We start from the raw sequence: 12,718 nt of genomic DNA, 5'->3' as shown, positions 1-12,718 counted from the left end.
GTGAGTGGATATGTAGAAATGGCGCGAGTGCTCCGCAATGAGCAAATCGGATCCGATGTATGGATTATGGATTTATACGCCCCAAAACAAGCAGCTGAAGCAAAGGTTGGACAATTTTGTAATGTTCGTGTAACTGGTGGCACGGCGCCTTTATTGCGCCGTCCCATCAGCTATGCTGGATTTGATAGCAATGAAGGTACCATTACCTTGCTATATCGCGTAGTAGGTAGTGGTACAGAACTTATGACAAAGCTTAAGGAAGGGGACGAACTAGATTGTTTAGGGCCTCTTGGTAGTCAATTTGAGCTCACTGATAATATGTTATTGGTCGGTGGTGGCGTAGGGATTGCACCGATGCTTTGTATTGCATCAAAACTTAATGAAGTAGAAGATACAACTCGCTATACTACAGAAGAAGAGGAAGTCGAGATACAGCCAATGGCGTCTAAAAAGGCGACAGTAGTCTTAGGTTTTAGAAATGAAAGCGAAACCTTCTGGGCTGATTTATTTAAAGACTGCCCTGTCGAGGTGTATGTTACTACTGATGATGGCAGTGTAGGGACAAAAGGATTCCCCACAGCTATTATGGGCGAGTTAATCACTAGTGAACGAGGCGAGGCTCAAAGAGTATTAACTCCATATTTAACAGGTGCTGGTAAGAGTGAATTAATGCCTCAAAACGCTAGACTAGAGGCGACGACTCAGGCCATAGAAGAAGCATTAGCAGCTGCACCGGAAGGCGTTAGTGTAGAAGCAGTAGCTGAAACTGCAGACGCTGCAGCAGCTGAAGGTTGCAATATTGGTTTTACATCGGTCCTCACTTGTGGTCCTACACCAATGATGAAAGGTGTGGCTAAGGTAGCGGAAGAATACACTGTGTCATGTCAAGTATCTTTAGAGGAACGGATGGGCTGTGGCACTGGTGGTTGCTTGGGCTGTGGCTGTCATGGCCGCGGCGGTAAACGCTATAAAGTATGTAAAGAAGGACCTGTATTCCCAGCTGAGGAGGTGTTTTTCTAATGAGTCATGAACAATTAGCTCAGCTTGGAGACCATGGAGAGCTTGGTTATAAGCATATGGACCATAGTAAGGATTTAAATGGCAAAAAGCCAGCGTATCCTGATTTAGCAGTCGATTTTTGTGGCATCAAAATGAAGAACCCTATCGTTGCGGCATCAGGCACCTTTGGTTTTGGCCTAGAATATGCTGATTATCTCGACCTTAGCAATGAAGTGGGTGCTATTTCAGTGAAGGGCTTAACACCACAGGCGCGCAATGGTAATGAAGGAACGCGCATTGCCGAAACTCCATCAGGACTTCTTAATTGTATTGGTCTGGAAAATCCAGGAGCAGAAGCATTCGTAGAGCATATTTTACCGGAATTAAGAAAATATGATGTGCCTATTCTAGCTAATATTTCGGCTGCTGATGTAGATGGTTATGCGTTTATGGCTAAAACTTTAACTGTTGAAGGCGTAGCTGGTTTTGAAGTTAATATTAGCTGTCCCAATGTAAAAAATGGTGGTATGGCGTTTGGCGTATGTGCTGAAAGTGCAGCCGCTGTTTGTAAAATTGTAAGACAAAATACAGATTTGCCAGTCATTATGAAATTGTCTCCTAATGTGACGGATATTGTAGAAATTGCCCGTGCAGTTAAAGAGGCCGGTGCTGATGGTCTTAGTATGATTAATACTTTGTTGGGGATGGCCATTGATGTTAAGACACGCCGTCCTATTCTAGGTAATCTGTACGGTGGTCTTTCAGGCCCTGCGGTGAAACCAGTGGCTTTGCGTTTGGTGCATCAAGTGGCGCAGGCTATAGATTTGCCAATCATGGGCATGGGTGGCATCATGACCGGCACTGATGCGGTAGAATTTATGCTCGCTGGTGCCGATATCGTGTCCGTAGGCACAGCCTCTATGGTTGATCCTGGTGCTATTGGCCAAATAGCGCGCGAAATGCATGAATACTGTGAAGATACTGGTATAGCTCATATTAGTGATTTAGTAGGAGCATTACAACCATATTAAGCAGTTAGAAGTCATTGCTTATGATGTAAGAGATGAGAGACATAGATATACGTAGAAATACGTGAGAGAATTAGATATAAGCTGAGAGAACTAAATATATAGAGTCAGTAAAAGAGCCGACTAACTTGTTTGAGGACGAGTTGGTCGGCTTTTTGCATTCTTAGAGAGTAGTCTTTGGTTTATTATTAATAGACGATATATGGGGTATGAAATACTTTTACTATTTAAGGCATGTGGAAATAAATATAAGGAATGTGGAAATGAATTTAAGGAATATGAAAATAAATTTAAGGAATATGAAAATAAATTTAAGGAATATGAAAATAAATTTAAGGGCTATAGAAATAAATTTAGGGATATGGAAGTAAATTTATTGGACATGGAAATAAGTTATAACAAATAGTACATGGTTGGATAAGTCCACTGTTGGCGAACATATCAAAGGTAGTCCGATTGATAAGATTCATCTTGAAAAGTTGTTTGACAAAATCTAGTGAAATTCATAAGATAAAATGAATGACAGATGAACGTTTTTGTTACCAATTCTTTTCATATATCGTAATGGGGGATACATCTATGATTAGATAGAGGTGGAACAGGGAGTATAAGTTTATGAAATGGATGAAGAAGCTAGACAAACAAGTAGTATATGCAATGGTTTTATATTTATTAGGAATAGTAGTAATTCAAGATATAGTGCTTGGTGAGTTTGTATGGAAGATGAAATTGCAGGACTTCATTTCCGCTTTTGTTGTAAGCCTAGTACTGTATGTGTGGAATTTCCATAGGAGCATTATCTTAGCCTATTTAGGGCTAACATTTTTTATGAGCTCTATTTTGTTGATTCAAGCTTTTCACCATATTGCGATAGCTTTTACTGCCTTGCATGTAATGATTAATAGTAGTAGTTTATTGGCATGTGTGTTAATTTCTATATATCATTTTAGTGACTTTAACTGGATAGGTAAAAATAAAGGTAATAGAGTTGTACTGGGATTTTTATTTTTTATTTTCTACTTGATTCCGCTTACATATTGGGCGTATTGGGCCATGAGTGGGCAAGTTTTGCAAGCCGATATCGTGTTGGCTATTTGCCAAACCAATGTGTCTGAAACAGTGGCGTATTTAAGAAGTCAAGGCATATTAAGTATAGTTATCTTATTTGTTTGTACCATTATCTATATAATGGGGACTGTAGCACTTACGCGCTTCATGCCTAATACAGCAGTGGCTAAACAAGTATCTAAGAAGAAAGTGACACTGGGGTTATGCGCGGTGTTTTATTTACTAAGTATAGCTAGCTTCGCTCATATAAGCCGAGCCAGTGAGCCTATTGTAATGTTTAAATCCATTAAGAAGTCCTTAGATTCTTATAAACAATATGGCTTAAATAAAGCATTACGAGAAAAGCGTTTACAAGCTATGACAGGACTGAGTGTAAATCCTAAAAATAAAGGTGTGTATGTACTAGTGATTGGCGAGTCAGAAACGCGTGAGCATATGGGCGTGTATGGATATAAGCGCAATACAACGCCTTGGCTAAATGAGTTAAGCAAGGAAAAGAATACGCTTGTGTTTTCAAAGGCATTCTCTAACCATACGCATACGGTACCAGCTTTAACTTATGCATTGAGTGAAAAGAATCAGTATAATCATCTAAATTTAGATGATGCTAATTCTATTATTGAGATTGCAAAAGCTGCAGGGATGAAAACATATTGGATTAGTAATCAACAAAAGTATGGCGCGTGGGATACGCCTATTGCGGAGATTGCTTCAACTGCTGACTACCAAGTTTGGGTTAACGGCTCTGTAGGTGAGAGCACTAATACACTGTATTTTGATGAGCGCTTAGCAGGTCAAATTCCTGATATAAAAAACTTAGACAATGCACTCATCGTGTTCCATGTAATGGGATGTCATGGATTTTATGGTGATCGATATCCTGATGCCTATGATGTCTTTTCCGGTGATGATAGTGTAGTGGACATGTATGACAATGCAGTACTATATGATGATTTTGTTTTATCTAAACTTTTTAATGATGTTAAGCAAAGCCCTAATTTAAAGGCCTTTATTATGTTTTCTGACCATGGGGAAGATGCAGACTCTCATAAATCACATGAAAGTAGTAAATTTATTCCTGTTATGTCTAAAATTCCATTGATTATAAACTTTTCAGACTCTTATGTAGCTGATCATCAATCCTTGGTAGACACTTTGCATATGCATAAAGATAGTCCTTGGACAAATGATTTGATGTATAATTTATTGATCTCAATTATGGGGATAGAAGGGGCGCCAGTTCAGGAGTCACAGTTTGATTTAGGTAGTCCTTCCTATAATAGAAATCTAGATAATTTGCGAACTTTACATGGTAAGAAAAAGCTTTCATTGTAAGATTTTAATGGACAAAGTATAATTATATTAATATGTATTGTGCAGCACTTCATTTCATAGTAATTGAAGCGAGGGACAGTATAATGGAAGTACAGCTATTTTATATGTGAGAGTTAAGTTTGGTAGTATGGTAGGAGATGTATATGGAATATAATAGCATTTCAATAGGTCGTGCCGCGTTACGCTTGGCCATTACTGAAACACGGGATATGGAGCAGGAGCTTCGCAAGGATTTACAAGAGAAGGGCATTCGCTCAGTAGCAGTTGATTTTGGAGGGCAGTTTTTACAGTCCATTCCTAAGATTATTGAACATGCTGTTGTGGCAGCGCAACGTCAAAAAGTAGTAGCAGATAATCATATTGGGGAAGGCGCTGTTATTGGGGCTACCCAAGAAGCACTAGAACAATTAAAACGCAAAGCTACAGGTCTCAATGTGGGCGGTAAAATTGGTATTGCACGGTATCGCGAGCATCTCAGCGTGGCTATCTATATCGGCGTAGGGATCTTGCATCTAAATGAAATTGCAGTGGCTATTGCCCATCGAAGCTTGCCGGCTAGAGAAGGGGAGTAAGTCTCTCGTTATATTTGGAAGCATAAAGCATTGATAGTATTGATTTTGATAGAAACTGTGGCGGAAGTGCCAATAAAATAACTCGTGCAAGCATTTTAGAATATAATACTAAGAACGAAAAGAAGACAAGTTAAGACGGCTTGTCTTCTTTTTTATTACTAAATTTGTTGGGCATAATGTTAAGTATTGAATTGTTAGGCAAAGTATTAGTATTAAAGTGTTAGGCATAATCAATGTTATAGTGCTAGGTAAATATTAAGTGTAATATAAAGTTAGAAAATATAAATTTTAAGCGGATTGTGCTTAGTAAATAGTAAACTATGAAAGCGTTCTATGCTATAATAATTAGATAAGTTATAGTATTGAACGAGGGACTCTAAAGGTTGTTTTAGGAGTCTATAGATGCATTTGGAGAGCTTAAATGAAAACATTTACAGACGCATTTTTTGATGAAGCTAATTTTATTAAAAATCAGATAGATTTTAATTATTTACCTAGTAATATAACTGCAGAAGTAGAGCAGAATACATCTGACGTAGTGCAAGATGCTCCAGAGGAGTTATATCACATTGCCTATAATGTCAATGATGGATTTATTCATATTATGGGAGCTTCTGTTATTTCTGTACTTGAAAATAATAAAGATAAGAAGTTCGTAGTACATATTTTTACAGATGGGCATAGTGATGAAAATAGCAAGAAGATTGAAGAATTGGCGCGAAAATGGCAGTGTCACTGCATTTTGTATACTATTGATATGAAGCCTTTTGAAGATTTTCATATTAAAGTGGCTCGATTTTCTCGTATTACCTATGCGCGTCTATATATGCCGAAGGTGATTAAAAAATATGCCAATCGTTTTATTTATTTAGATGCTGATACGATGTGCTGTGGAGATTTTAAAGACTTATGGCATCTAGATATGCAAGGCGCTGCTATGGGGGCTGTATCTGAACATCCAGAAGCCGTAAAATATAGAGCGGGTCATTTAAAATTAAAAAATGGCAAATACTTCAATGATGGTGTCATGCTAATTGATATTGATACTTGGGAAGAACAGAAGATTACAGAAGAAGCCTTTTCTTATCAAAATGAACCGCGCGAGCGCTTCTTAGGCCAAAGTCAGGATGTGTTAAACTTAGTGTTTGATGGTGAGAATTATTTCTTGCCAGCTCAATATAATGCTTTTGGTGGGGCCGTTAATTTTAATGGACAGCCTATTATTGCCCATTGGACTGGGCGACGTAAGCCGTGGCAAATGGTAGTAACTGATATTGATGCGCAGTGGCGTCATTACAATGATTTATCACCTTGGGAGTCCATCACTAATATTTTGCCTATTAAAAAGCCAGAAAATTACCATGACTTTCAGCAGTGGGGACGCTATGAAAAGTCCAAAGGCAATTATGGTAAATATGTACAGGGCATATTTTGGTATGCTGTACTTCGCACCATATATAAATTAGGTGGCAACAAGAAGAACTAGGATATGTAAGCGAATACTAGCATTTCTTAGTATATTGTTTTAAGAGGGAAAAGAAGGTAATCTATGAAAATTGCAATTGCAGGTACAGGCTATGTAGGTTTGTCCAATGGATTGCTATTAGCGCAACATAATGAAGTAATAGCATTAGATATAATTCCTGAAAAAGTGGAACAATTAAATAAAGGCCTATCACCTATTATAGATAAAGAAATCTCTGAATTTTTACTTCGAGATGCGATCAATTTTAAAGCTACACTAGATCCTGAAGAAGCGTTTTGTGATGCGGACTATATTATCATATCGACGCCGACAAATTATGACCCGAAGAAAAACTTCTTTGATACATCTTCTGTTGAAGCTGTTATCGAGGAAGTGCTTCAAATTAATCCTTCTGCTGTGATGATAATAAAATCTACAGTGCCTGTTGGTTTTACAGAGCAGATGCGAAAGGAATACAATACTGACAATATTATATTCTCCCCAGAGTTCTTAAGAGAAGGTAAGGCCTTGTATGATAATTTATATCCTTCGCGCATTGTAGTTGGTGAGCGTTCGCAGCGTGCTGAGCAATTTGCAGATTTGTTGAAAGCAGGGGCGCTAAAGCAAGATATTCCTGTGCTGTTCACTGGTTCCACTGAGGCAGAGGCGATTAAGCTCTTCGCTAACACATACTTAGCATTGCGAGTGGCCTATTTTAATGAATTAGACTCTTATGCAGAAGTGCGTGGCCTTCATACAGATGAGATTATTAAAGGCGTAAGCTTAGACCCGCGCATTGGGGATTTTTACAATAATCCATCCTTTGGCTATGGAGGCTATTGCTTGCCGAAAGATACTAAACAATTATTGGCTAATTATCATGATGTGCCGCAAAATTTAGTGACCGCTATTGTGGAAGCCAATCGGACGCGCAAAGATCATATTGCAGATATGATTATTCAAAAGCAACCAAGTGTTGTGGGCGTATATCGATTGACTATGAAAAGTGAGTCAGATAATTTCCGTGCCTCTGCTATACAGGGCGTTATGAAACGAATTAAAGCTAAGGGAATTGAAGTAGTGGTGTATGAGCCAACTCTTGAGTCGGAGGATTTCTTTAGATCTCGTGTAGTTAGAGATTTAGATGAGTTTAAACAACTTAGCGATGTTATCATTACGAATCGTTGGTCCTCGGAGTTAGATGATGTAAAGGAAAAAGTATATACACGAGATTTGTTTGCACGTGATTGAGCAAGGATTAATAAGAAGGAGTCGTTATGGCAACATATAATGCATATGACAATTCAAAAATAGTATTGGTAACAGGGGCCGCTGGCTTCATTGGATTTCACCTAACTAAACGGTTGTTAGAGTTAGGTGGTACCGTGATTGGCTTTGATAATGTGAACGATTATTACGATGTCTCTTTAAAGGAATGCCGGTTAGCGATTCTTAATGAATATCCAAATTTTACTTTTGTAAAGGGTAATTTAGCGGATAAACAAGCTGTAGATAGTGTATTTGTTGAGCATACCCCTCATATTGTGGTAAATTTAGCTGCACAAGCAGGGGTTCGCTATAGCATTGATAATCCACAAGCCTATTTAGAATCAAACCTAATTGGTTTCTTTAATGTGTTAGAAGCTTGTCGTCATAATCCAGTGGAGCATTTGCTCTTTGCGTCGAGTTCTTCTGTGTATGGCAATCAAGAAAAAACACCTTTTTCTACGGAGGACAATGTAGACCATCCAATTAGCTTTTATGCAGCGACTAAGAAATCCAATGAATTGATGGCGTATACATATAGCCATTTATATAATATTCCTGCTACAGGCCTTCGATTCTTCACTGTATATGGGCCATATGGACGTCCTGATATGGCATATTTTAAATTTACTAATAAAGTATATGCAGGTAAGCCTATTCAGATATATAATAATGGCGATATGTATCGCGATTTTACCTATGTAGACGATATTGTGGAAGGCATTGAACATATGCTGTGCAATCCTCCAAAAGCTAATACACAGGGCGATCAATATAAAGTCTATAATATTGGCAATAACAAACCAGAGCAATTAATGCATTTTATTGACGTCTTAGAGAAGGCTATCGGTAAAGTTACCGAGAAGGAATATTTGCCTATGCAACCAGGCGATGTGTATCAGACCTATGCTGATGTGAGCGAGTTGGAGAAGGATTTTGATTTCAAGCCTAAGACAAGTATAGAGGAAGGTCTTGGAAAATTTGCCAAATGGTATAAAGAGTATTATAATAAGTAGGTACTATGAGTATGGATATGCTTGTTAAGAAAATAAAAATAAAAGCCTTGACATAGTATCTATATTTAGTTATACTACTATAGTATTCATTTAGGAATACCATTAAGAAGTAGAGGCCATCCGCTTCTCACCTATTGTCTAGAAATAGTAGGTTGTATAAAGTTTGAACCAAGTGAGTTTCACATGGTTTATTAATGAGCTTATTACGGATGGCGTTATGCCATCCGTTTTTTATATTTTAGAATAACATATACTGTTAAATTCTGTATTTGGAGGTGACTATTATTAGCAAAGATACGCCGCGTATTAATGAAGAAATTCGCGCCCGTGAAGTTCGCGTAGTGAGCGCTGATAATGAGCAATTAGGGATTATGTCCGCTCGTGAAGCATTAGCATTGGCTGAAGAACATCAGTTAGATTTAGTAGAAGTAGCGCCAAATGGCAAACCGCCAGTATGCCGTATTATGAACTACGGTAAATTCCGCTACGAGCAACAAAAACGCGAAAAGGAAGCAAAGAAAAAACAGAAGACCTTTACTTTAAAAGAAGTAAAACTTCGTCCACATATTGAGGATCATGATTTTTATGTAAAAATGAAAAATGCTGCTAAATTCTTAGCAGAAGGTAACAAAGTTAAAGTTACTATCATGTTCCGTGGCCGTGAATTGAGCCATCCTGAATTAGGTCAAAATGTTTTAACCCGTTTCGCTAGTGAACTTGGCGAACAAGCTGTAGTTGAAAAAGCTGCTAAGCTTGAAGGTCGAAATATGACAATGATATTAGCAAAAAAAGGATAATTTGAGGAGGATAATTAATTATGCCAAAAATTAAAACTCGCCGTGCAGCGGCTAAACGTTTTGCGGTAACTGGTACCGGTGAATTCAAGCGTGCTAAAGCGTTCAAGAGCCATATCTTAGAAAAGAAAGCTCCTGGTCGTAAACGCAATCTTCGCAAAGCAGCTCTAGTATCTAAAGCTGACCACAAACGCGTTTCTAAATGCTTACCATACGCATAATCGTTAATTAATAGAAGTAGATAATGGAGGAACAATAGAATGGCAAGAGTGAAAAAGGGCGTTACAGCTCATGCACGTCATAAGAAAATTTTAAAATTAGCTAAAGGTTACCGCGGTACTCGTAGCCGTTTGTTCAGAAAAGCAAACGAAACAGTAATGAAAGCTGGTTACTATGCTCGTCGTGACCGTCGTGCGAAAAAACGCGAATTCCGTAAATTGTTTATTGCTCGTATCAACGCAGCAAGCCGCATGAATGGCTTAAGCTATAGCCGTTTCATCGCTGGTTTAACTAAAGCTGGCGTAGCAGTTGACCGTAAAATGTTAGCTGATCTTGCAGTAAACGATGCAGCAGCATTTGCTAAATTCGTTGAAATCGCTAAAAACGCGTAATAACAACAAATACTAAAGATAAACACCAATGAGAGAAGAGTGGATCTGAAGGACCATCTTTGTCATTGGTGTTTTTATTTATGCCATTTGAATGTTAACTAAGAATAAGTAAAAGACGTATTAATCAATGGTTTTTTCACTCATACATGTTATAATAAAATAGATAAATTTTGTTTTCTTGTAATCAACAGTTTTGTTGTTAAAGCGTTAGGAGCATAAAGTTATGAATAAAGTAAGAAAGGCTGTTATCCCTGCAGCTGGTTTTGGCACTCGATTTTTGCCAGCTACTAAAGTACAACCGAAAGAAATGCTACCAATTGTAGATACTCCTGCTATTCAATATATTGTAGAAGAAGCGTTAGCTTCAGGCATTGAAGAAATCCTTATCATTACGGGGCGTAATAAACGAGCCATTGAAGATCACTTTGATACAAGTGTTGAGTTAGAGCAACTGTTACAACAACAAGGCAAGAAAAAGCAGCTAGATATGGTGCGCCGTTTAGCAGACATTAAAGTTCACTTTATTCGTCAAAAAGCACCACGCGGTTTGGGGGATGCTATTTATTGTGCTAAAGCATTTGTAGAGAATGAACCATTTGCTGTCCTACTAGGCGATGATGTGGTATATAATCCAGAATACCCTTGCTTAAAACAATTAATTGATACCTATGAAAAATACGAAGGTACTGTGCTAGGAACTCAGCGCGTAACGGAAGATAAGATCAGCTCTTATGGTATTGTGGCTGGTGAAGAAGTATCCAGCAATTTGTTAAGAGTAACAGGTATTGTTGAGAAACCAAAGAAAGAGTTAGCACCTTCTAATTTAGCTGTTTTAGGCCGTTATGTATTGACTCCTGAAATTTTTGAAAAACTAGAAGAGATTCCATTGGGCGCTGGTAATGAGCTTCAATTAACTGATGCCATTGCGCAATTAAGTAGTCCAGTGTATGCATTAGCTTATGAGGGCAAACGCTATGATATTGGCGATCGTTTAGGCTATCTTAAAGCTATGATTGAGTATGGTTTGCGTCATGAGTTAACGGCAACTGGCTTAAAAGAGTATTTAGATGAGTTAGATACTACACAATTCTAATAACTTTTATTAAGAAAGGGTTTTGTTTTTATGGGAAAAGGAATTCCTAGCATTAGTAGAAGGACTACATATTTATTGCCATTGTGTTTGCTTATCATGGACTATGCAATGGTAGCATTAGGTGTATGGGGTTCATATCATTTTAGACGTATTTGGGCCTATCCTGAAGTTATGTCTAACTTTCATATTAAGAGTATTTACATCTTTTTGATTGCCCCAGCGTTATTCCTGTTTATGCTGTTTTTATCCAATGCATATCAGATTGCCATTCCTTACTGGGATCGAGTACGGAATGTGTTTAAAGGCATTACATATAGCATTATACTAACAGTCTTCTTAATGTATGCAGCGAATGTGGCTGGTGATGTATCGCGATTATTTATTTTATTCTCTTGGATTATAACCTTTTTTACTGTCTTATTAGGGCGTTATATTTTGGAGCGTATTTTAATAGCTACGGGGCTCTTAAAGATTCCAGTGATTATTATTGGCGCAGGAAAGACGGCTCAACTTTTATTGCGTTCTTTTGAACGTCATCCTATTATGCGCTATGATATTGTAGGTTTTATTGATGATAATCCTGTTTGTGAAGAGTTAATTACACAATACCCTTTACTGGGTGGTTTCAGTGATATTGATAAGATTATTGCATCAAGTAAAATACAACATGTTATTGTATGTGCACCGGGTTTACCAGCTAAAAATCTGATTACCTTGATTAATCGTTTAGAAATACTAGTAAAAAATGTTTCATTTGTACCAGAATTGATTGGTATGCCAGCAGCCAATGTGTCTGTTCAAGGTTTAATGGAAGAGAACATGCTCTTAGTAAATGTAAAGAATAATCTGGCTAGACCCTATTATCGTGTCATGAAACGCTTGTTTGATACTGTATTGACACTTTGCGGTATGGCCGTATTTTTGCCGATTGGTCTTATTATTGCAGCGATTATTTATATTACAGATCCAGGACCTATATTATTTGCTCATCGACGGGTAGGTCAGCATGGTAAATTATTCCCATGCTATAAATTCCGCTCTATGGTGGTTAATGCAGAAGAGGCTCTTAAAGAATATTTAAAAGATAATCCAGAAGCACAAGAAGAGTGGAATCGAGATTTTAAATTAAAAGATGATCCACGGATTACTAAGATTGGACATTTTTTACGTAAAACAAGCTTAGATGAACTACCTCAGTTATTAAATGTATTAAAAGGGGAAATGAGTCTTGTAGGACCTCGTCCAATTGTTACGGCTGAGATTGAAAAATATGGGGAATATATTCAAGATTTCTATTTAGTGCCACCAGGAATTACTGGCGTTTGGCAAGTCAGCGGGCGCAGTGATACAACCTATGATGAGCGAGTTCAAATGGATTCTTGGTATGTTCATAATTGGTCTGTTTGGATTGATATTGTGTATTTAGTAAAAACAGTCACGGCTGTTTTAATGCGTAAAGGTGCTTATTAAC

At 37.7% G+C, this 12,718-nt stretch carries 13 protein-coding genes; all 13 read left to right on the top strand.

Annotated features, from left to right (window positions below):
* The 13 genes from QZR90_RS06890 to QZR90_RS06830 all read left to right on the top strand — a co-directional run bounded on the left by QZR90_RS06890 (position 1) and on the right by QZR90_RS06830 (position 12,717).
* Entirely contained in the window at positions 1-1,020 is a 1,020-nt protein-coding gene (locus QZR90_RS06890; protein ID WP_295790171.1) for a dihydroorotate dehydrogenase electron transfer subunit, read from the top strand.
* A 56-nt stretch (positions 1,021-1,076) separates the two neighbouring features.
* Entirely contained in the window at positions 1,077-2,030 is a 954-nt protein-coding gene (locus tag QZR90_RS06885; protein WP_295790213.1) for a dihydroorotate dehydrogenase, read from the top strand.
* Positions 2,031-2,229: 199 nt separating this feature from the next.
* Positions 2,230-2,433, top strand: a complete 204-nt coding sequence (locus tag QZR90_RS06880; protein WP_295790169.1) for a hypothetical protein — start codon at positions 2,230-2,232, stop codon at positions 2,431-2,433.
* Positions 2,434-2,642: 209 nt separating this feature from the next.
* The gene (locus tag QZR90_RS06875) at positions 2,643-4,430 is read left to right on the top strand and encodes a sulfatase-like hydrolase/transferase (RefSeq protein WP_295790167.1); all 1,788 of its coding nucleotides are present in this window, start codon (positions 2,643-2,645) and stop codon (positions 4,428-4,430) included.
* 143 nt (positions 4,431-4,573) lie between these two features.
* Complete coding sequence (locus tag QZR90_RS06870) at positions 4,574-5,002, top strand: HutP family protein (protein ID WP_295790166.1); 429 nt, start codon at positions 4,574-4,576, stop codon at positions 5,000-5,002.
* Between the two features lie 421 nt (positions 5,003-5,423).
* Positions 5,424-6,488 carry a glycosyltransferase family 8 protein gene (locus QZR90_RS06865; RefSeq protein WP_295790164.1) on the top strand — a complete coding sequence of 355 codons (1,065 nt, stop codon included), beginning with the start codon at positions 5,424-5,426 and terminating at the stop codon, positions 6,486-6,488.
* 63 nt (positions 6,489-6,551) lie between these two features.
* Positions 6,552-7,718: a nucleotide sugar dehydrogenase gene (locus QZR90_RS06860; protein WP_295790161.1), complete on the top strand. Its 1,167-nt coding sequence runs from the start codon at positions 6,552-6,554 to the stop codon at positions 7,716-7,718.
* A gap of 26 nt (positions 7,719-7,744) precedes the next feature.
* A complete protein-coding gene (locus QZR90_RS06855) occupies positions 7,745-8,749 on the top strand; it encodes an NAD-dependent epimerase (RefSeq protein ID WP_295790160.1) in 1,005 nt (334 codons plus the stop codon).
* 275 nt (positions 8,750-9,024) lie between these two features.
* On the top strand, positions 9,025-9,546 hold the full coding sequence (infC, locus tag QZR90_RS06850; protein WP_295790158.1) for a translation initiation factor IF-3: 522 nt from the start codon (positions 9,025-9,027) through the stop codon (positions 9,544-9,546).
* A 20-nt stretch (positions 9,547-9,566) separates the two neighbouring features.
* On the top strand, positions 9,567-9,764 hold the full coding sequence (rpmI, locus tag QZR90_RS06845; protein WP_295196540.1) for a 50S ribosomal protein L35: 198 nt from the start codon (positions 9,567-9,569) through the stop codon (positions 9,762-9,764).
* A 39-nt stretch (positions 9,765-9,803) separates the two neighbouring features.
* Positions 9,804-10,154 (top strand): 50S ribosomal protein L20, encoded by a 351-nt coding sequence (rplT, locus tag QZR90_RS06840; protein ID WP_295790156.1) that lies wholly within the window; start codon positions 9,804-9,806, stop codon positions 10,152-10,154.
* A gap of 223 nt (positions 10,155-10,377) precedes the next feature.
* Positions 10,378-11,247, top strand: coding sequence for a UTP--glucose-1-phosphate uridylyltransferase GalU (galU, locus tag QZR90_RS06835; protein ID WP_295790154.1), 870 nt, complete (start codon positions 10,378-10,380; stop codon positions 11,245-11,247).
* Between the two features lie 96 nt (positions 11,248-11,343).
* A complete protein-coding gene (locus tag QZR90_RS06830) occupies positions 11,344-12,717 on the top strand; it encodes a sugar transferase (protein WP_295790152.1) in 1,374 nt (457 codons plus the stop codon).
* Position 12,718 lies beyond the last annotated feature (1 nt).

The sequence above is a fragment of the uncultured Veillonella sp. genome, from assembly GCF_900545795.1.
Classification (GTDB): Bacteria; Bacillota; Negativicutes; order Veillonellales; family Veillonellaceae; genus Veillonella_A.
Note: the sequence above shows the minus strand (reverse complement) of the source record. Positions and strands in the feature narration are given on the sequence as shown.